This is a genomic window from Thalassoroseus pseudoceratinae, from assembly GCF_011634775.1.
GTDB classification, from domain to species: Bacteria; Planctomycetota; Planctomycetia; order Planctomycetales; family Planctomycetaceae; genus Thalassoroseus; species Thalassoroseus pseudoceratinae.
Genome location: NZ_JAALXT010000001.1, coordinates 1,236,635 through 1,255,743, shown reverse-complemented (window position 1 = coordinate 1,255,743; position 19,109 = coordinate 1,236,635). Strand labels below are relative to the sequence as shown.

Annotated in this window: 10 protein-coding genes; 6 read left to right on the top strand and 4 right to left on the bottom strand. The window is 54.0% G+C overall.

The genetic code is table 11. The features are described 5' to 3' along the window. Positions 1-515 precede the first annotated feature (515 nt). From G6R38_RS04615 to G6R38_RS04605, 3 genes are read left to right on the top strand one after another with little or no spacing between them, the layout of a single operon-like run. Positions 516-1,322, top strand: coding sequence for an ImuA family protein (locus tag G6R38_RS04615; protein WP_166820477.1), 807 nt, complete (start codon positions 516-518; stop codon positions 1,320-1,322). Next, complete coding sequence (locus tag G6R38_RS04610; RefSeq protein ID WP_261345354.1) at positions 1,210-2,781, top strand: Y-family DNA polymerase; 1,572 nt, start codon at positions 1,210-1,212, stop codon at positions 2,779-2,781. The genes G6R38_RS04615 and G6R38_RS04610 overlap by 113 nt, the downstream gene beginning before the upstream one ends. 33 nt (positions 2,782-2,814) lie before the next feature. Then, the gene (locus G6R38_RS04605) at positions 2,815-6,060 is read left to right on the top strand and encodes an error-prone DNA polymerase (RefSeq protein ID WP_166820475.1); all 3,246 of its coding nucleotides are present in this window, start codon (positions 2,815-2,817) and stop codon (positions 6,058-6,060) included. A 41-nt stretch (positions 6,061-6,101) separates the two neighbouring features. Here G6R38_RS04605 and G6R38_RS04600 read toward each other — a convergent pair whose 3' ends face one another. Further along, positions 6,102-8,261, bottom strand: a complete 2,160-nt coding sequence (locus G6R38_RS04600; RefSeq protein ID WP_240928067.1) for an alpha/beta hydrolase family protein — start codon at positions 8,259-8,261, stop codon at positions 6,102-6,104. 287 nt (positions 8,262-8,548) lie between these two features. On the opposite strand from G6R38_RS04600, the gene G6R38_RS04595 reads away from it, so the two are divergent. Beyond that, positions 8,549-9,859 (top strand): Gfo/Idh/MocA family protein, encoded by a 1,311-nt coding sequence (locus tag G6R38_RS04595; RefSeq protein WP_166820474.1) that lies wholly within the window; start codon positions 8,549-8,551, stop codon positions 9,857-9,859. Between the two features lie 19 nt (positions 9,860-9,878). Here the strand turns inward: G6R38_RS04595 and G6R38_RS04590 are convergent, their stop codons facing one another. Next, entirely contained in the window at positions 9,879-11,126 is a 1,248-nt protein-coding gene (locus G6R38_RS04590; protein WP_166820473.1) for a M14-type cytosolic carboxypeptidase, read from the bottom strand. Positions 11,127-11,489: 363 nt separating this feature from the next. On the opposite strand from G6R38_RS04590, the gene G6R38_RS04585 reads away from it, so the two are divergent. Beyond that, positions 11,490-14,360, top strand: a complete 2,871-nt coding sequence (locus G6R38_RS04585; RefSeq protein WP_206028454.1) for a discoidin domain-containing protein — start codon at positions 11,490-11,492, stop codon at positions 14,358-14,360. An 81-nt stretch (positions 14,361-14,441) separates the two neighbouring features. Here the strand turns inward: G6R38_RS04585 and G6R38_RS04580 are convergent, their stop codons facing one another. Further along, positions 14,442-15,878: a sulfatase gene (locus G6R38_RS04580; RefSeq protein ID WP_166820472.1), complete on the bottom strand. Its 1,437-nt coding sequence runs from the start codon at positions 15,876-15,878 to the stop codon at positions 14,442-14,444. 289 nt (positions 15,879-16,167) lie between these two features. Between G6R38_RS04580 and G6R38_RS04575 the strand changes: the two genes are divergently transcribed. Beyond that, positions 16,168-17,532, top strand: coding sequence for a Gfo/Idh/MocA family oxidoreductase (locus tag G6R38_RS04575; protein WP_166820471.1), 1,365 nt, complete (start codon positions 16,168-16,170; stop codon positions 17,530-17,532). Between the two features lie 124 nt (positions 17,533-17,656). On the opposite strand, the gene G6R38_RS04570 is transcribed toward G6R38_RS04575, so the two are convergent. Then, the gene (locus tag G6R38_RS04570; protein WP_166820470.1) at positions 17,657-19,102 is read right to left on the bottom strand and encodes a DUF1501 domain-containing protein; all 1,446 of its coding nucleotides are present in this window, start codon (positions 19,100-19,102) and stop codon (positions 17,657-17,659) included. Between the last annotated feature and the right edge of the window lie 7 nt (positions 19,103-19,109).

Here is a 19,109-nt window from a genome sequence, read left to right as displayed (position 1 = left end):
ACTCTCTTTCCCGAATATTACGAGCGCGAATACTAATCTCAGTATGAGAACACGATGCCCAAGGTGAAAGGGCGATGAGTTTTTCGCTGTGTGATGTGAGAAACAGCAGTCGGCAGAAATGCCTTTGCGAATGGTTATCGCCCTTGAATCCTCGCCGTTGTCTGCGAAACACGTTTCATCGTGTGGCTGTTGATAGAAGTTCATGACCGGAAACGATTTGGGATCGAATCAATGCAATCACGCCGTGATATCCCCAGATGGAATCAAACGCCGGTAACAGATGTTGTTTTCCGCCGAAAGCCCGTCAATAACCTAGAATGCCGAGTTTTTGTTGCCGTAACTTGTTTGACTTTCAGTGGTTAAATCTCAAACACAATTTCCCCATAAGTTCAGCTTGCAAACAGTTTGAACGTCCGTTTAGATACGGGTGACTACTTAGAAGGTCACAACAGTGCATCAAAAGTGGTCAATGAGTCGACAGAGGGCATGATCGTGAGTTTTTGTGGGATTGATGAATGGCAATGTTGGCAACCAGTTCGGCATCATCGAAAGATACTGTTGAGCGGCTGCGGAAGGAGCTTCGCCAATGGGAACGTCCCACGTCTGAAGTTCCGCAACATGACGCCATTTCCACCGGCATTGCGGTCTTGGATGATGTTCTGCCGGATTCCGGGATCGGTGCCGGGGAAATTGTCGAATGGCAGACCGAACGAGGTGGAGCGTGGTTGCTGACCATGCTGCAATTGCGAGCCGTATTGACCGCCCGGTCGGCTGGTATGGCGGTGGTCATCGACGATGCAAAAACATTCTCGCCCGTCGCGGCGATGTTGTTGGGGGTCGATCTGGATCGCTTGATCATTGTGCGTTCCAAGTCGGCCAACCAAGCCGTGTGGGTCATGGAACAATGCCTAAGATGCTCCGGTGTCGTGGCGGTCTGTGGGCGTCTGGGAGCAATCTCGGAAACGTCAGCTCGTCGACTCAAATTGGCCGCCCGAACCGGCGGCGGAGTGGGATTGTTTTTCCGAGACGAATCTCGCAATAGGCAGCGTACGGGGTCGTGGTCTGATATCCGTTGGCGTGTGGAGCCGGTTGCGGTGTCATCGAATTTGAATGATTTTCAGAACGCGGTCGCTGGGAGGCGATTGCGCGTGGAACTCGTTTCTTGCCGAACCGGGAGGGCTGGCAAGACCGTAGAAATCGACATTTGCGATGAAACGGGTCTTGTGCGTGAGGCTCCCCGCGTGGCCCCTGCAACGGGTCAGGAATCGTTCCCTCTCTCAAACCGCCGACGCCAAACCAGATCCTTCCAACGCACCGGATAAGACGGCATGGGTGTTGTACGCGGTCAACGGTTCACGCGGCGAGTGTGTCACTCACTGCTCGCGATTGGCGATTGACTCTGGCGTTCGAGTCGGAATGCCCGTCACGGAAGCCCGAACTCTTCTGGGGCCAATCCCCACTCATTGGGAACGAGCCGATTCCGCTGCCGACGCCGAGGAGTTGCGTCAACTCGCCGAGTGGTGTGAACAATTCAGCCCGTGGGTTGGTGTGGAATCGAGTGAACCGGCCGATAGTTTGTTGCTTGATGTGACTGGCTGCGAACATCTTTACAACGGCGAAATGAATCTGCTCAAACACGTCCGGCAATTGTTCGAAGCTCGCCATTGGACGGTTCGGTTGGCCATTGCGGAAACCGTGGGAGCAGCATGGGCATTGACGCATGGGGCTCACTCGAAAACCGCCATCGTTCCGCCCGATACTCAAGCCCTGCGGAATGCCATTTTGCCGTTGCCGGTGGCTGCCTTGCGAGTCGATCCGAATGTCAGCGAAACGCTGTGGCAACTTGGTTTGAAGACCATCGGTGATGTGGCTCAACTTCCGCGAGCCGATCTGCCAAGTCGATTTGCCGTCAAAACTGTCAAGCGGTTGGATCAAGTATTCGGCCAAGTTGCGGAATCGTTTGCCCCCATCCGCCCCGATGGTGTGATCGAAGCTGCCGAAGCGTTCGACTGGCCAATTGCCGATCGGAAAACGTTACTCGTCGTCATCGAGCGTTTGCTTGATGAAGTTCTCGAAACCGTGAGTCGGTTTCAAGTCGGCATCACGCAACTGCAATTGCGGATCGGGCTGGAAAAACCACTTGTGATCGGATTTGCGCAAGCGACCGATTTATCCAAGCATTTGTTCGGAGTCATCACGTCTCGGATGGAACGGGTTCGGTTGGCCGGTCCGGTCGGTGCGGTGCGATTGCGAGTCACTGGCATCAATCGGTTCACCGAACGCCAAGGCCATTTGTTCGAAGACAAGAACATCAAAGCCGAACGTACCGCCAAGCGGGAATTGGCCCGACTCATGGACCGACTGCGAGGCCGCTTGGATGAAGATCAACTGGTGCGACCGCAGTTGCAATCCGATCCACTCCCGGAACATGCGACGGGTATCGAGCCGATTACGTCAATCAGTTTGAAGCCGGATTCGTCCACGCAACCGATGCCGTCGGAATTCACACCCCTCTCACGACCATTGACGATGTTTCCCGAACCGCAGGCGTTGGAAGTTGTTTCAGTCTATCCCGATGGTCCCCCGCTTCGATTGCGTTGGCAGCAACGAAACTACGTCATCAATCGTTGGTGGGGCCCCGAGCGAATCGAATCGGGTTGGTGGCGGGATCAACAAATCAAACGCGATTACTACCGCGTGGAAACGGACGACGGCCGTTGGTTCTGGTTGTTTCGCGACAATCGTAGCAATGGTTGGTTCCTGCATGGCGTCTTTGATTGATTCCCGTTCCCCCTGCCCGCTCAGTCTCCGATCATGCCTGATCCACCCCCCAATCAACGGCGGATTCCTGAACTGCCTGCAATCTTACCGTTCCCGCAGCCACGGGGAGATTGCGTTGTCAAAACAGACGATTCGCGACCGCTGCCGCAGCGTCGTGAAGCGAGCCCACCGCCCACGTCGTCGAACCGCTATGCCGAGTTGCACTGTCGCACGAACTTTTCATTTCAGGAAGGAGCTTCGCATGCGGACGAGTTGGTCAACCAAGCTGTTCGGCAAGGATTGGCGGCGTTGGCGATTACCGATCGGAACAGTCTCGCAGGTGTCGTGCGGGCTCACACCGCGGCCAAGGCCGTCGAATTAAAACTTCTGATCGGGGCTGAAGTCACTCCCGCGGATGGTCCGCCCGTTGTGCTGTGGGTGACCGACCGAGCGGCTTACGGTCATCTCTCTCGATTGCTAACTGTCGGACGACGACGTTCCAAGAAAGGCGAATGTCATTTGACATGCAACGATATCGCCGAGCATGCCGACGGTTTGATTGCAGGGGTCGTGTTGCGATCGTTGTTGTCGAGCGATGACGAAACCCGAATGGAAGCGTTGGCAACATATCGAGACATTTTTGGCGATCGCTGTTACGGATTGGTGTCGCGGCATCTGGGACCGAATGACGAGGTTCTCATGCGGAGGCAGTTGCGATGGGCAAACGCGGCTCGCGTTCCCGCTGTGGCGTCGAATAATGTGCGATTCCACGAACCGAATCGGCGTTACCTCCACGATGTGTTGACGGCCGTGAAACATCACTGCACCGTCGCCGACTTGGGACGCCGCGGACTTTCCAATGCGGAGTGTTATCTCAAATCGCCAGACGACATGCACACCTTGTTCGCGGAGCATCCGGAACTCGTTCGCCGCACGATGGAGATCGCCAACCGTTGTCATTTCCGTCTTGATGAACTGCGATACGAGTACCCAACGGAACTTTCTCCTTCCGACCAAACGCCGTTGGAATATCTCACCAAGCTGACATGGCAGGGAGCCAACGAACGCTATCCGCAGGGAGTGCCGGGGAAAGTTCGGCAACTGCTCGAACACGAATTGGCATTGATCGAGGAACTCCATTACGAAGCGTATTTTCTCACCGTCTGGGACTTGGTGCGGTTTGCCCGTTCCAAAGAGATTCTCTGCCAAGGTCGTGGGTCGGCGGCGAACAGTGCGGTCTGTTATTGCTTGGGAGTGACGGCGGTCGATCCCTACCGAATGGATACGCTGTTCGAGCGGTTTATCAGCAAGGAACGCGATGAAGCCCCAGATATCGATGTGGACTTTGAACACGAACGCCGTGAGGAAGTGATTCAATACGTCTACAACAAATACGGTCGGCATCGTGCGGGATTGGCGGCAACGGTTGTGACGTATCGTCCGCGATCGGCCATTCGGGACATCGGCAAAGCATTGGGGTTGTCGCTCGATCGAGTGGGTTTGCTCGCCAAGACCATCGGCGTTTACAAGATGGAAGGCGACCCCAATGAACGACTCCGCGAAGCCGGTCTCGATCCCGATTCCAAACTTGCGAAACGACTGCTGTTTTTACTAACCGAACTGCAAGGGTTTCCGCGTCATCTCTCGCAGCACACCGGCGGCATGGTGATTACAGAACATCGACTGGATGAACTTGTGCCGATCGAAAACGCCGCCATGCCCGACCGCACCGTCATTCAATGGGACAAAGACGATCTCGAAGCGTTGGGACTTTTGAAAGTCGATGTGTTGGCGTTGGGAATGCTGACGGCGATTCGGCGTTGCTTTGATTTCTTGAAGCAAGATTACAACTTGCCGATGACGCTCGCCGATGTGCCCGCCGAAGACCCCGCCGTCTACGACATGGCTTGTCAGGCGGATACGATCGGTGTGTTCCAAATCGAATCTCGCGCTCAAATGGCGATGCTGCCACGACTGAAACCGCGATGTTTTTACGATCTTGTGATCGAAGTTTCGCTCGTCCGCCCCGGGCCGATTCAAGGGGACATGGTGCATCCGTATTTGCGACGGCGAGCCGGTTTGGAGGAAGTCGAATTTCCCAATGACCGCGTGCGGGATGTGCTCAAAAAAACTCTCGGCGTGCCAATCTTCCAAGAACAGGCCATGAAACTGGCGGTGGTCGCTGCGGGGTTCACACCGGGGGAAGCGGATGAACTCCGGCGAGCCATGGCGGCGTGGCGACGGAAGGGTGTGATCGAAAAGTTCCAACAGAAACTCAAAGACGGTTTGCTCGCCAACGGCTATTCACCCGATTTTGCCGACCGATTGTATAACCAGATTCAGGGCTTTGGTGAGTACGGTTTTCCCGAAAGTCACGCGGCGAGTTTCGCGTTGTTGGTTTACGTGTCGGCATGGTTGAAATGTCATTACCCGGCGGTGTTCACGGCGGCCCTGTTGAACTCTCAACCGATGGGGTTTTACGCTCCGTCCCAGTTGGTTTCCGACGTCCGCAAGCATGGCGTTGACGTTCGGCCTGCCGATGTCAATCACAGCGATTGGGATTGCACGCTCGAACCCATGGGACAAAAGCAGGAATTCGCACTTCGCCTCGGTTTTCGTACGATTAAAGGGTTCTCGCAACTGGATGCGGAACGATTGGTGACTGCTCGCGGGGGCACGCCATTCCGCTCGTTTCACGACCTTTCGCATCGCAGCGGATTGACTTCAACGGTCCTCAAACGGCTTGCCGGAGCCGATGCGTTTTCCTCACTGCAATTGAATCGTCGCGAAGCTCTTTGGCAAGCGTTACCAGATCAAACACCGCAACCATTGCTCGACCGTAGCGAACCGGATGCCACAGTCCCGGAGCTGCCCAAGTTGTCGAAATGGGAGGAAGTTCTCGCCGACTATCGCACCGGCGGGCTATCGCTCAAAGGGCATCCGGTGCAATTTTTTCGAGATCAACTGACCGATCGCGGAGCCGTCACCGCCGCCAGTTTGACACAACGACCAGATGGTTCACGATGCAAGATCGCGGGACTTGTGTTGTTGCGTCAACGGCCTGGTAGTGCGCGAGGCGTGACATTTATCACTCTCGAAGACGAAACCGGCACCGCCAATCTGATCATCTGGCCGGATACGTGGGAACGTCATCACACCGCCGCGCGACGCGCTCAGGCTATGTTCATCACCGGTCGAGTGCAACGACAAGGCATCGTCACACACGTTGTCACCGAGACCATCGAAGATTTATCGCAAACGCTCGCGGGTGTGCCGATTCCGGCGAGGAACTTTCATTGAGATCGCTCCCCGCCGGCAGGCGTGCCCGAATCGACCGCCTGTCATGAATCGTGCTTCGCGGATTCGGCTCCCCAAGGCTCAATCATTCGCAATCGCTTGGCTCTCAATGCCGTGTAGCAATCCGGGAGGTCGAAACGTGATAACACGTTCGGCAGCAAAGTCGAGAGAGGCCAATCATAGTGTTCGCTCTCGGCAATCGCGGAGTACGAAGTCAGCGTGTTCTTTAACGTCACTTGTTGAACTCGATCAGACATCACGGCGGCAAACGTCGCTGCAAGCGCTCCCCATCCCCGACTGACCAAGTGAATCTCCGTGTGGCCGAGCGACGCCAACCAATCGAGAACTCGCAAAACGTCGAACGTCTTCTGACCCAAGTACGGACGATCCAACATTACACTATGAATCGCGTAGAAGTAGTCGTTGCCGTATGCGGTGTGAAACGATCCGGGATTACACGTCTCCGGGCGTGATTCCCCAATCCCGCGAACGTCGCATGTGAAAAAGGGCGTCTCCGGTTCTGCCTGCATGACCTCGCGGATCAACGGTTCTTCCCGCAACTCGACATCGCTGGAAAGATGCGACACATAAAGCATCGCCCGTTTGCCCGCTCGCGGCGGTCGTGAATGCCATCGTTCCTTGGTCAGCCGATAGACAATCGCTTGAATCCCAGGTTCGGTTTCGACCGTGTAAGCCATCGCGTATTTCGACGGGTAACCTCGCGAACTGAGATATCGCCAATTCCGGTAATCCGGAACGCCGCCGAGTTGAGTTGGGAGTTTCAAAACATCTGTGATGGCTTGCGTCAACGCCGCGTCTTTCGGGTTCCCCCGAGTAGCGGCCAATTGTTTCGACTTCTCCCGCGTAAAGTCGAACACCGTTCGAGTACCGTCTAGTGTGTCGACCTGTCCTTTTTCGGTACACCAGAGCGTCTCATCCTTCTCGATGGTAAGTTTCGGTTCGGCACTGAAGTTAACATCGGCAGTGGTGGTGAGTGTGCCGTCGAACTCCCCGGTCGATTTGTCTTCGGCGAGTCCCGTTGCTCGATTGAACCACGAGTACATTGCTTCCCGATTCTCTTGCGAGAACCCATGGCCGGTTGGTCCGACGAACAAAGCCACTTGATCTTCGGCACCAAGGAGCCGATACAACCGCCGCAACCGTTCGTAGGTTTCTTCCGAACCGCGCACATCGAAGAAGTCCCGTTCTTTGGCGAGAATAATCACCGGATGCGGAGCCATCGCCGCGAGAAAGCTGTCATGGTCCAAATTCAATGCGAGAGCTTCCGGTGGACATTGTTCGGTATCTTGGGGCAATTCGTTTTCCATGTTGCGACGGAATGTCGACACGAAACAACTGGGAGCGGCCATCGTCCAACGTGGCTCGACACCACACAGCCACGTAGTCATCGTGCCACCGCCCGAATTCCCGGTCACGCCGACCCGTTCCTTGTCGACTTCGGGACGCGTCAGCAAATAATCCAATGCACGAATCCCGTCCCAAGCTCGCCAAGACCCCAAGAACTCGCCGACGAGAAACTGTTGATTCCCCGCATGCAAGTGCTCTCGGACACCGACTCCAACTTCGGACTTCAGGTCGTCCGTTGTGTACTGCAACCGTTCCCCTTGCCCAATGGGATCGTAAATCAAGCACACATATCCCTGTCGTGCCAAACCCTGTGCGAACGACTGATAGGCCGTCTCCGCTTTGCCGTTGGTAGAGTGTCCACAGGTACCAACAACCGCCGGCAGCGGTTTCGATGTGTCGCTTGGAATGTACAAGTTCGCTGTGACTGGGAAACCAGGGCGACTCTCGAAAATGACATTCTCGATGCGATAACCATCACGCTCGATTCGCTTCGTGACTCGTGGTTTGAGCGGTGTTCGTTTCGGGTTTGCTCCGAAAGATTTCCGAATCCGCTTCCGAAGATTGGCAACGTACTTCTCTGCATCGGCTTTCGTTTTCAGTTGATCCAATTGCTCAATGTGCCGCCGTTCCGATTCTCTGACCTGTGCAATAAACCACTCTTGCACCATGCGTGGAAATCGCTGCATCGGCTCGGAGGTGTCCGCCGCGAACGCTGACGGAGCCAACCAATTCAAGACGGGTATGGCCGCCGCGTTTGCACCGATTGACATCAGCAATCGGCGGCGGGAAATCATGGGAACGTCCCGTTGGAGTGAGGCCGGTCGATCAATACTCATAGAAATGACTTTCGTCTTGGATTGTTCATGTTCAAAGCGGTCCACACTGTTCCGAGCCACGAACAAATTCGTCACATTCAACACGGTGTAACATCGGAGTTCGCCTATCTTACAAATTTCCGGCGGGAGAACCACGGCACACGCTTTCTGCCGGTTCGGTCTTTCGCTCGAAGGGAGATGGCCGGATTGTAAAGACGTGGTGCATTTGCATAATCGGATTAGTGATTGCATCCGCGAATTCCAGTTTTGATCCCATGACTCCGAACAACCACAAGACGGGGACCTTCATGCAGACCTCATCAATCGATCGTCGTCGCTTTCTGGCTTCGACTCTTCTCGGTGGTTCAGCGGCCGCTTTGATGCCGTTTGCCGGCGAGAGCACGGCTCAAGAAGTCTCCACTCGAAGTGCCGCCAACGATATCGGTGTCGGTTGCATCGGCATGCGATACCAAGGGAGCGTCATCGCGAACAAGGCGGCGATGTATGGCAAGATTGTTGCCGTCTGCGATGTCGATCGTCATGTTCGGGACCAAGCCAAAGCGAGTTTCGGCAGCACACCGCGAGCTTTTGAAGATTATCGAGATCTGCTGAAACGGAAAGATGTCGATGTCGTCACCATCGGCACGCCGGACCATTGGCATACGAAGATGGTGATCGACGCGTGTCGGGCCGGAAAAGATGTGTACTGTGAAAAACCACTCACGCTAACAATCGAGGAAGGTCAGCAACTACAACGAGTGGTTGAGGAAACCGGGCGAGTTGTCCAAGTTGGTTCGTGGCAACGCAGTGATCATCGTTTTCGGCTGGCCGTCGAAATGATTCGCCAAGGAAGAATTGGAAAGCTGACGCGAGTCGATGTCGTTCTGGGCAAGAACAAGACCGGCGGTCCGTTTCAGTCCGGCGAAGCGCCTCACAATCTCAACTGGGATCTCTGGCAGGGCCAAACACCGGACGTGCCCTACATTCAAGAACGCTGTCACTACACGTTTCGCTGGTGGAAAGAGTATTCCGGTGGCCAAATGACCGACTGGGGTGCTCACCATCTCGACATCGCACAGTGGGCGATTGATAGTCTCCCAGTCGAAATTCAGGGCAACGCCAAGTGGCCGAAAGTTCAAGACGGCTACAACGTCCCGATCGATTTCAACGTGACATATCAATACGAGAACGGTGTCACGATGACGGTGGCGGATGAAGGCCGAAACGGGATTCTCTTTACCGGCGACGAAGGACGAATTTTCGTGAACCGTGGCACGGTGTCAGGGAAACCCGTTGAAGAGTTGGCTAAACATCCGCTCGAGCGGCAAGACTGGAAGGTTTACGAATTTGACAACCTCGACCGCCCCGAGCGAGCCGGCAAGCTTGATGCGATTGTCAATCACATGGGGAATTTCTTCGACTGCATCCGAACTCGCAAAAAGCCGATCTCAGACGTCGAGAGTCAGCATCGTAGCGTAAGCACATGTCATCTTGGAAACATCGCTCTTCAACTTGGCCGAACACTGAAATGGAATCCACAGACGGAAGAATTTATCGACGATACAACCGCCAATGCCCTTCGCCGTCGGGATCAACGTGAAGGATTTGAAACCGCGTAACGGACGTTTCGCTGGTTGATCACGGTCGGACGGGACGTTCAGCGAGGTATTCACGAACCGCGGCGGCGAGATTCGCCCCGACGGATTTGTAACCGCTTGTGGTGCTGTTCTTCGAATTCCAGATCGTCTCTAAACACAGGCTGACGGTGTGTGGATTGCCATGCATGCTGACCCAGTTTGTGCTGATCTGCTTCCACAATGGATGGTAACTTGCACCAGTCACTTTGGGTTTGTTGCTCATCGGGATCAACGGTTTGATCTGGCTGATCCGCGAATAAGCGAGTTCTATAAACCGATCACGAAGACTGATCATAGGTTCTTTCAACATCTCACGAGGCAGCACATAGAAGAAACTAGGATCGCCGGGAGCCGGATTATGCAGATCTAAAAAGACATCCATTCGGCCCTCGTTAATCAGCCCCTTCACATTCTGCTGAGCCGCACGGACTTCGTTCCAATGTGGCGTCGCGGACCAATCTCGATTGTGATCATGCGGGATGGAGTTTTTGCCGCCGTTCCCGGTCGCGGTATTGTCGATATCCATTATCGGCACAATAAAAATCTCGGCATGTTTTCGTAGCCAGGACGCCTGCTCATCATCGCTGAGAACCCACTCTGCGAAACCTTGAGCCACCCAACTGGAACCACTTTCCCAAGCATGCTGTCTTGCTTGAACCCAGACACCGAAGCGTTGCTTGTTGGAGCGGTCGCCTTCTTTGATGTGCAGCATCGGTACACTTCGGTCCTGTCGAGATCGACACAACTCGGTTGCGGTGGCATACGGAGATCGCTGACCCATTTTGCGAACAAACGCCGCAGCGGTCTTAGGCGTGAAAGGCGGCCCCCAGGCCACATACACCGAGTTTGTCTCCGGTGTGATCTGATAGATCATCCACTCGCCATCGCGACGACCAGCCTCGCTGTGGTTCCATGTTTTGCCATCAACTGAGTAAGTTGCGTATTTGGGCATGGCCCACGAAGCCGAGAGTGGTTTCTGTTTCCCGACGGACGCGAGTGATCCATGCAAACGCAACGTGATGTTTTCGTCCGGTGTAATACCATCGACTCGAAAATACCACCAACATGGCCATCCACGTTCTGGATCACCACCCGGCATGAAACTGATACGACGAGACTCCTGGTCAATCTCCAGGACACGAACCGACGCCCCTTCAAAATCCGAAACAACACGGATCGATTCCTGTGCGACCAGCGGGTTGCTACTCAAGACAACCAGGAAAAAGAGGAACAAAAAATAGCGTTTCATCGACACTCCCCGCGTGGTCGTTGATTGGGATGACGTTTCCCGATTGATTGCTGAAGTCAATGACGAATCAAGATTGTATCATGCGTGCATCCGAGCCCCAACCAAATTCCACAGATATCAATCGTGCCCAGTGCAAAACTCCGACTCAAAATACGGTAGCAATCGTAAAGAACTTTTAAAGATGGTAGTCTGGCAATCCCGTGTCATTCTATAAATGACTGCTGTTTCGTTTCAGCAATGAAAACTCAGCCGTCGTGTTCATCTGTGGTTGGCGTCGGAATTTCGATTGAAGACGACATTCGAGTTCCTGTCCAACCGCATCGAGTCCGTTCAGCTTAATTAATATTGAAATTCGTGACTGCAATGAAACATTATCTCACCTCAATTCCAATTTGGCTTGCACTCGCACTACCGGTGTTTGGACAACAACACTGGAGTGGTGTCTACCCTCACTTGAGAATGTGGAACGACGAGGCTGAATGTGGAACCGGGGCGGTCGTTCCCTGGCAAGGCAGCTTATGGGCCGTTACATATGCCCCGCACAGACCGAATGGTTCGACGGATCGACTCTACGAAGTGACATCGAATCTTCGCCAGAACATATTTAAAGGGAGTGTTGGCGGGACACCTGCCAATCGAATGATTCACCGCGAAACAGACCAGTTATTGATCGGTCCCTATGTGATTGATTCGGAGAAGGCAATCCGCGTCATTCCATCATCGAAAATGTTCGGCCGGTTGACTGGCAATGCGCGACATCTTAGCGATCCAGCGAACAAGGTCTACTATGCGACGATGGAAGAGGGACTCTATGAAGTCGATGTGAATTCGCTCGCCGTTAAGTGCTTGATTCGCGATGGAAATCCCGGTGCTCCTGAGACTGGTATTGTCAGTCAATTGCCAGGCTATCACGGCAAAGGTCTATACACCGGACAAGGTCGCTTGATCTATGCCAACAACGGCGACCGCGATCCGCGAGTGAAAGTGGACCCTACCGTTCCCTCAGGAGCCTTGGCGACTTGGCAAGGCCAAGGGGACTGGCAACTCGTTCGTCGAAATCAGTTTACCGAAGTGACGGGACCAGGCGGAATCTTTGGCAACACAAACCCTGAGCACGATCCTATATGGTCGATGGGATGGGACGCACGTTCGGTCATCCTGGCGCTTTTTGAGAACCAGCAATGGCACTACTATCGCTTGCCCAAGGGGAGTCATAGCTACGATGGTGCCCACGGGTGGAATACGGAGTGGCCGCGTATCCGTGATATCGGTGAAGACAACCTCCTAGCAACGATGCACGGGACGTTTTGGAAATTTCCATCGGGGTTTTCGTTCACGAATTCTGCCGGAATTGAACCACGGTCCAACTATCTCAAAGTGATTGGTGATTTTTGTCGTTGGAACGATCGAATCGTTTTCGGTTGTGATGATTCCGCCGCGTCTGAGTTCCTGAACACCCGCACGTTCAAGGCTAAACATGGTGGTCCGGGGCAGTCGAATTCCAATCTGTGGTTTGTTGAGCCGGAAACACTCGATCACCTTGGTCCGGTCATCGGTCGAGGTTCCGTCTGGCTACGAGACGACGTCGAAGCGGGAGAAGTGAGTGATCCATACTTGTTCTACGGTTACGACGTTCGACAACTGCATTTGATGCATGCTAGTGACCAAGAGGTGACCTTTACGATCGAAGTCGATCGTCAGGGGACGAGTCAATGGCAGACTCTCAAAGAGATTGTTGTCCCGCCTGGCGTTGCGATTTCACTCATTTTTGACCGTGAGGAGTTAGGGGCTTGGGTTCGGCTGATAAGTCATCAACAGGCTGATGCTGTAACAGCCCACTTTCAGTATCGAGACCATGATCCGCGAGACACAACAAACGATGCAATCTTTGATGGGATTGTCAGCAACAACAAGACTCCCGCATCCTATGGTTTGATGCGAAGTCTATCTTATGACCGACTTGGACTTGTTGCCGCTGACAATCCGATTGGTGAAGAGGCGACATATTACGAGTTGAATCACAAGATGGAACTCAAGCCAGCGAAGAGTTCATCTATCGGCTTATTTGTGTCTCAAGTTTCACAACCGTTAGCGGGGATCTCTGTCGATGACGCTTCGGTCATTGTTGTTGAAGATGGGAAACGTTTCCGCCTTCCCAAGAACGACGACTATATTGCGATATCACAGGCCCCGAAAACTCAGACTCGACTTGCAGAACACCTCGGTCGTCACTTGGCAATCGGCGCGAACGTGAAGACGAGTTCCACTCATGCCGAGTACAACGCTAGCAATGCGATCGACGGCATAGTGACCGATGAGTCTCGATGGATTGGCAAGAACAAAGGTGAGATCTGGATTGAACTGGATCTTGGTCGGCCTCAAACAATGGAAAGCATTTGGGTAATAACTGGCTGGTTAGATAATAGTCAGTACGCCGCATCGAACTTTGATATTCAGGTCAAAGAGGAAGGCAAGTGGATCACAGTTCCTGGTGGGAAAATTCGTGATAACAGCCAAGTCCTGCGAGAGATTGTCTTGGCAGAACCGGTCAGTACACGGCATCTGCGGTTGGTTTCGAATACCGAAGACTACCTTCGTGTGTATGAGATTGCCCCATTTGCAAGTCGGCTCAATGTCGTCGAGAATTCGAATCAGTTTTCACAAGCTCGCATTTGTCGGGAGGTAGCGACGGAACGCGATCTGCTCAATTTGCATGGGACCTTCTATGAATTACCTGCCCGGAATGCTCAAGGTGTGGCAAAGATTCGACCGATCTCGACACACAATCTTGCAATTCATGATTTCTGTTCGCACAACGGACTCCTATTGTTGACGGGCGTTGAATCCGAGGCGAAGAGTCGGCACATCATCCGCAGTGCTGATGGGAAGGCTGCGGTCTGGGCGGGGGTTGTCGATGACCTTTGGAAACTTGGCAAACCACGTGGTTACGGTGGCCCTTGGAACAATACCGACGTAGAGGCGAACAAACCGTCAGATCCGTACTTGATGACGGCCTATGATCACAAACGTGTGCAAATCAAGTCAGACACGGCAACAACGATTCGACTTGAAGTCGATGTTGATGGGACTGGTTTATGGATGCCTTATCGGTCGTTTGCGGTGCAGCCTGGTCAAACGGTCGAGCACAAGTTTCCTGACGGTTTTAGTGCCTATTGGGTTCGGGCGGTGAGCGATTCGCGAACGACGGCAACCGTCATGTTTCAATATGATTAAAGCACGGTGTTTCGTCTGTCATTAGACCGTGTCGAGGTTTTATAGAGACTCGACACGGTTCATCTTGTCAGCATTCTCGAATCAATGCATGACGCTGAGTTTCGATTCTAGTTGCGTGTCGAGATCTGTGAGGACGTCTTGGTGCTTCTTTAGGCTGTGCGCGAGATTCGAGAACTGATGGGGATCGGTCTTCATGTCGTAGAGTTCCTGATCGCCGTTGCGGTATCGAATGTATGCCCATCGGTCGGTGCGTAATAGGTGATCGTCCTTTCCCCGTAGGCAATACACAGACTCGTGGACAATATGACTCGGATCAGTCATTGCTGGTACTAGGCTCTTTCCTTGAACGTGTTCCGGGATGGGCAGTCCGCATAGTTCCGCCAAGGTTGGATAGATGTCGATTTGCTGACTAAGTGCGGGAGTTTGGCACGCGTTCTTATTAGGAGCGTGAATGATAAGGGGAATCCGTGTGGATTCTTCGTGCAAGCTCATCTTTTGCCAGAACTCGTGTTCTCCCAGGTGATACCCATGATCGGCTGTGAAGACAATAATCGTGTTGTCTCGAAGTCCTAGTCGATCGACGGCTCGAACGACTTTGCCGACTTGCGTGTCCATATAAGTCACCGAGGCGTAATACGCTTCGAGAACTTTCTGCTTCTGCAAGTCATTGGATAGACCGCTGCCAGTGCTGTTTTTTGAGATGCCTAGTTTGGGGATGTCTTTCCAGTCGTTTTCGAACTGGGATGGCAATTCGATTTCCTCAGCCGAATATGCATCAAAGAACGACTTTGGGGCGACTAACGGGACATGGGGGCGGACTAATCCGACTGCTAGGAAGAAAGGTTTTTGATCGACTGCGCGTTGCTCCAATAGTTCAACGGCTTTCTTAGCCGCCTTGTGGTCGGCTTGTTCCGTACCATCACTTTCCCCACGGACTACATAGAACGCTCCCCCGTAACCCAACCGATAGTGAATTTGTCGATTGGGGTCCGGTTTCAATTTCTCGTTCGTTAAATGCTCGTGTGTTCCTTGGGTCCACTGTTCCGGAGCTTGGCAGTTGAATCGTTCGGTCCAAGACGCAGCATGGTCGGGACCATCCACACCGGCGGTGATATCACCAGGCACACGCATGTGATAAATTTTGCTGACACGGGCGGTGTGATATCCGTGGTTGCGGAAGTGTTGCGACATCGAGGGCCGCGTGCCGAGATTCTTCGTAAAGCGACTCGATCCCCCGTTGGAGGTCACGCCGATGCTTTGAGCGTACATGCCCGACATGAGAGCAGCACGGGATGGGCCGCAGACCGGATACTGCGTGTAAGTCCGCGTGAACTTCACTCCTCGCTCGGCAAGAGCATCGATGTTCGGCGTTTGGCACTGCGTGTTTCCGTAACACCCGAGCGATTGACTCCCCAGATCATCGGAGATGATGAACAACACATTCGGGATGGGGTCGGCGGCGGCAGCGATATTCGCCACGATGAGGAGCAAGCTGGCAATCAGTGTTTGGCCGGTCATTCGAGGAACACTCCCGGGTTTGGACATGAGATGAGATGGTCCGGACGAAAGTCTAATATGGGAATCGTCAGGCCGAATTGCCAGTCATCTCCCATTGACTCGAATCCCGTCTAGCCGCAACGATGTGTCGCACGCGGTTGCTGCTGCTGTTAGAATGATGGTTCTCAACGCGGGCAAATTCCGTTGGAACGGGCATCGTCCCCACCACATTCTGAATCAGATGCGATTGGGAATGTGCGATGGTCACGTTCTTGATTGCAAGTCGCATCGACTGACGAAAGGCTAAACGATGAGGTCAATGAATCGCCGCGAAGTACTGAAGCACTCACTGGCGGCAACCGCAGCGGCCACGTTGCTTCCGCACAGCAGCTTCGGCAAAGTGGCAGAGAACGAAAAATTGAACTTGGCGGTCATCGGTTGTGCAAACCGAGGAGCGGCGATCGGTGCTGATGCCGTGAAGCACAAACTGACGCAATGTGTGGCGTTATGCGATGTGGTGCCATCACGGGCCGAAGGCTTCAAGAAAAAGGTGAAAGGTCAGTGCGACGACGCGGCCGTCTACGACGATTTCCGCAAAATGTTCGAGGAAATGGGCGACAAGATCGATGTTTGCACCATCGGTGTTCCGGACCACGCTCACTTTCCGATCGCGATGTTGGCGATGTCGATGGGCATTCATGTCTACGTCGAGAAGCCGCTCGCTCACACCTTCGAAGAGTGTGAATTGTTGATCCAAGCCGAGAAGAAGTTTGGCGTGCAATGCCAAATGGGAAACCAAGGGCATTCCAGCGGTCAACGTCTCCAGTTCCAATCCTGGGTGGATGAGGGGGTGATCAAGAACGTTCGCCGCGTCGATGCGTGCATGAACAAGGGGCGACGCTGGCATCCCTGGGGAGATGTCAAAGGTTACCCCTCCGCGGATAAATTGCCTAGTGGGATGAATTGGGACGTGTGGGCTGGCACAGCACCGCTGCGTCCTTACAGTAAGAAATACGACCCGGGCAACTGGCGTGGCTGGTATGACTACGGGAATGGTGCGTTCGGTGACTGGGGACCCCACACTCTCGATACGATCCATCGTTTCTTGAAACTCGGTCTTCCGCACACGGTTCGAGCCGAGACAATCATCAAGCCGAACGAATACATCTATCCTCACGGGACCACAATCGCTTTCGATTTCCCCGAGCGAGGGCCTGACATGCCGGAAATGACCATTAATTGGTATGACGGTGTCAAGAACCGTCCGCCGTCCGAAGACGGTGTGAGTATTCCCGCTTGTGGCAAAGCCATCTACAGTGACGATCTCACCTTCGTTGGCGGCACGCACAGTGCGAAGCTCAAAATCGTGGGGGGCGATCAACAGAAGGAAGTCACCGCGAATCTGCCGGGGCCGTCCGTCAGCGAAACATCGACCGGACATATGGACAACTTCATCAAAGCGGCTGCCGGAATCGATCCGTATTGCAACTCGTCCTTTGCGGTTTCGGGCCCGCTTACGCAAGTCTTTATGCTTGGGTGTATCGCTCAGCGGCTTGGTGAAAACTTGGAATTCGATGCGGAGTCCAAGCAGATCACCAATAATGCCCGCGCCAACGAACTACTCAAAGGCAACCCGCCGCGAAAAGGCTGGGAAGAGTACTACAAGTTTGTGTAAGCACAACTATTGATCGAACCTCGTCCAGTGACGATTTCACGCCGTCGCATGGTGACCTCTTTGGCATATCCATGCGACGGTCTTTTTCTTCGAAACGCCTTCAACAAATCGCATCTTCTCCGGCCTAACCTTTGAGAAGTCCGGCAACAAGTTGACCGGGTTGGCCATCCAAGAGTGATTCTTCTCTGGCATTTCGTTTGAAGGTGAGTGCTCGCGCATCGAGTCCAAATAGGTGCAACAGCGTGGCGTGATAATCGTAGTGATTGACGATATCCGTCACGGCGTGGTGCCCGAACTCATCGGTCTCACCGTAGGTTCCACCGGCACGGAATCCTCCACCAGCGAGCCACATGCTGAATCCATACGTGTTGTGATCTCGGCCGACTTTGGCCCGCCCCGCGTCGTTTTGGATGACTGGTAGCCGTCCCATCTCGCCACCCCAATGCACCACGGTGGAATCGAGGAGGCCACGTTGCTTGAGGTCCGCCACGAGTGCAGCCGCTCCGCGGTCGGTCTTTCGGCACGCTGCGGGGAGTGAAGAAATGATCGAGCCGTGATGGTCCCAGTATTGGTTCTTCGTGAAGACTTGGACGAAGCGAACACCCCGTTCCACCAGCCGTCGGGCAATGAGGCAACGCCGACCATACTCGTCGGTTTCTTTCTCTCCGATGCCGTACATCTCCTGCGTCGCTTTGGTTTCTTGACTGATATCCAGAGCCTCACGTGCGGCTGTTTGCATACGGGAGGCTCGTTCATAGTTGGCAATCCGGGCAGCCAAGTCTGAGTTGTTCGGGTGCTGTTCCGCCTGCTGTTCGTTGAGTTTCTGAAGATAGGCGAGATAATTCTCCTGGGCACGCCCACGCAGTGAGGGGGGCGGTTGCAGATTCAGAATGCGAGGCTCTTTGGGACGAATCACGGTTCCTTGGAACAGCGATGGCAGCCATCCGTTAGACCAATTCAGCACGCCCTCAACCGGAAGCCCCTTGGGGTCGGACATAGCCACGTATGCCGGAAGGTTTTGCGTTTCGGCCCCCAAACCATACGTCAACCAACTTCCCAACGATGGGCGGCCTCGCTGAATCCGTCCGGAATTCAAGGCATGGATGGACTGCCCATGATTGTTCACACCCGTGTGCATCGAACGCACGACGAGAATGTCGTCCGCGATTTTTGCCGTGTGTGGTAGGAGTTCGGAAATCTCGGTGCCACACTCTCCGTGTTTGGCGAACTTCCAAGGGCTCCCCAAGATTTTGGAACTGGCCGCGCCGACGTCGTCGTATTTGATTTTGCCGGGAAACTTTTTGCCGTCCATCCGATTGAGTGTCGGTTTGGGATCAAGCAAATCAACCTGGCTCGGCCCACCCTGCATGAACAGCGAAATCATCGCTTTGGCCGTCGGTTCTTGTGGCGGCGTTCGGGCTGCGAGTGTGAATTCTTCGGGGGCCAGGTTGGGCTGGATCGGCGCAGCGGACGCCTGCTCCTCACGAAGCAAACTGGCGATCGCCAGCGGAGCCAAACTGAACAAGCCGGATTGGCAAAATGCGCGACGCGATAAGGCGGGATTGGTCATCGGGAAG

Coding starts and splice junctions, on each gene's coding strand:
- G6R38_RS04615 (WP_166820477.1), top strand. CDS start 516: ATGGCAATGTTGGCAACCAGTTCGGCATCATCGAAAGATACTGTTGAG.
- G6R38_RS04610 (WP_261345354.1), top strand. CDS start 1,210: ATGAAACGGGTCTTGTGCGTGAGGCTCCCCGCGTGGCCCCTGCAACGG.
- G6R38_RS04605 (WP_166820475.1), top strand. CDS start 2,815: ATGCCTGATCCACCCCCCAATCAACGGCGGATTCCTGAACTGCCTGCA.
- G6R38_RS04600 (WP_240928067.1), bottom strand. CDS start 8,261: ATGAGTATTGATCGACCGGCCTCACTCCAACGGGACGTTCCCATGATT.
- G6R38_RS04595 (WP_166820474.1), top strand. CDS start 8,549: ATGCAGACCTCATCAATCGATCGTCGTCGCTTTCTGGCTTCGACTCTT.
- G6R38_RS04590 (WP_166820473.1), bottom strand. CDS start 11,126: ATGAAACGCTATTTTTTGTTCCTCTTTTTCCTGGTTGTCTTGAGTAGC.
- G6R38_RS04585 (WP_206028454.1), top strand. CDS start 11,490: ATGAAACATTATCTCACCTCAATTCCAATTTGGCTTGCACTCGCACTA.
- G6R38_RS04580 (WP_166820472.1), bottom strand. CDS start 15,878: ATGACCGGCCAAACACTGATTGCCAGCTTGCTCCTCATCGTGGCGAAT.
- G6R38_RS04575 (WP_166820471.1), top strand. CDS start 16,168: ATGAGGTCAATGAATCGCCGCGAAGTACTGAAGCACTCACTGGCGGCA.
- G6R38_RS04570 (WP_166820470.1), bottom strand. CDS start 19,102: ATGACCAATCCCGCCTTATCGCGTCGCGCATTTTGCCAATCCGGCTTG.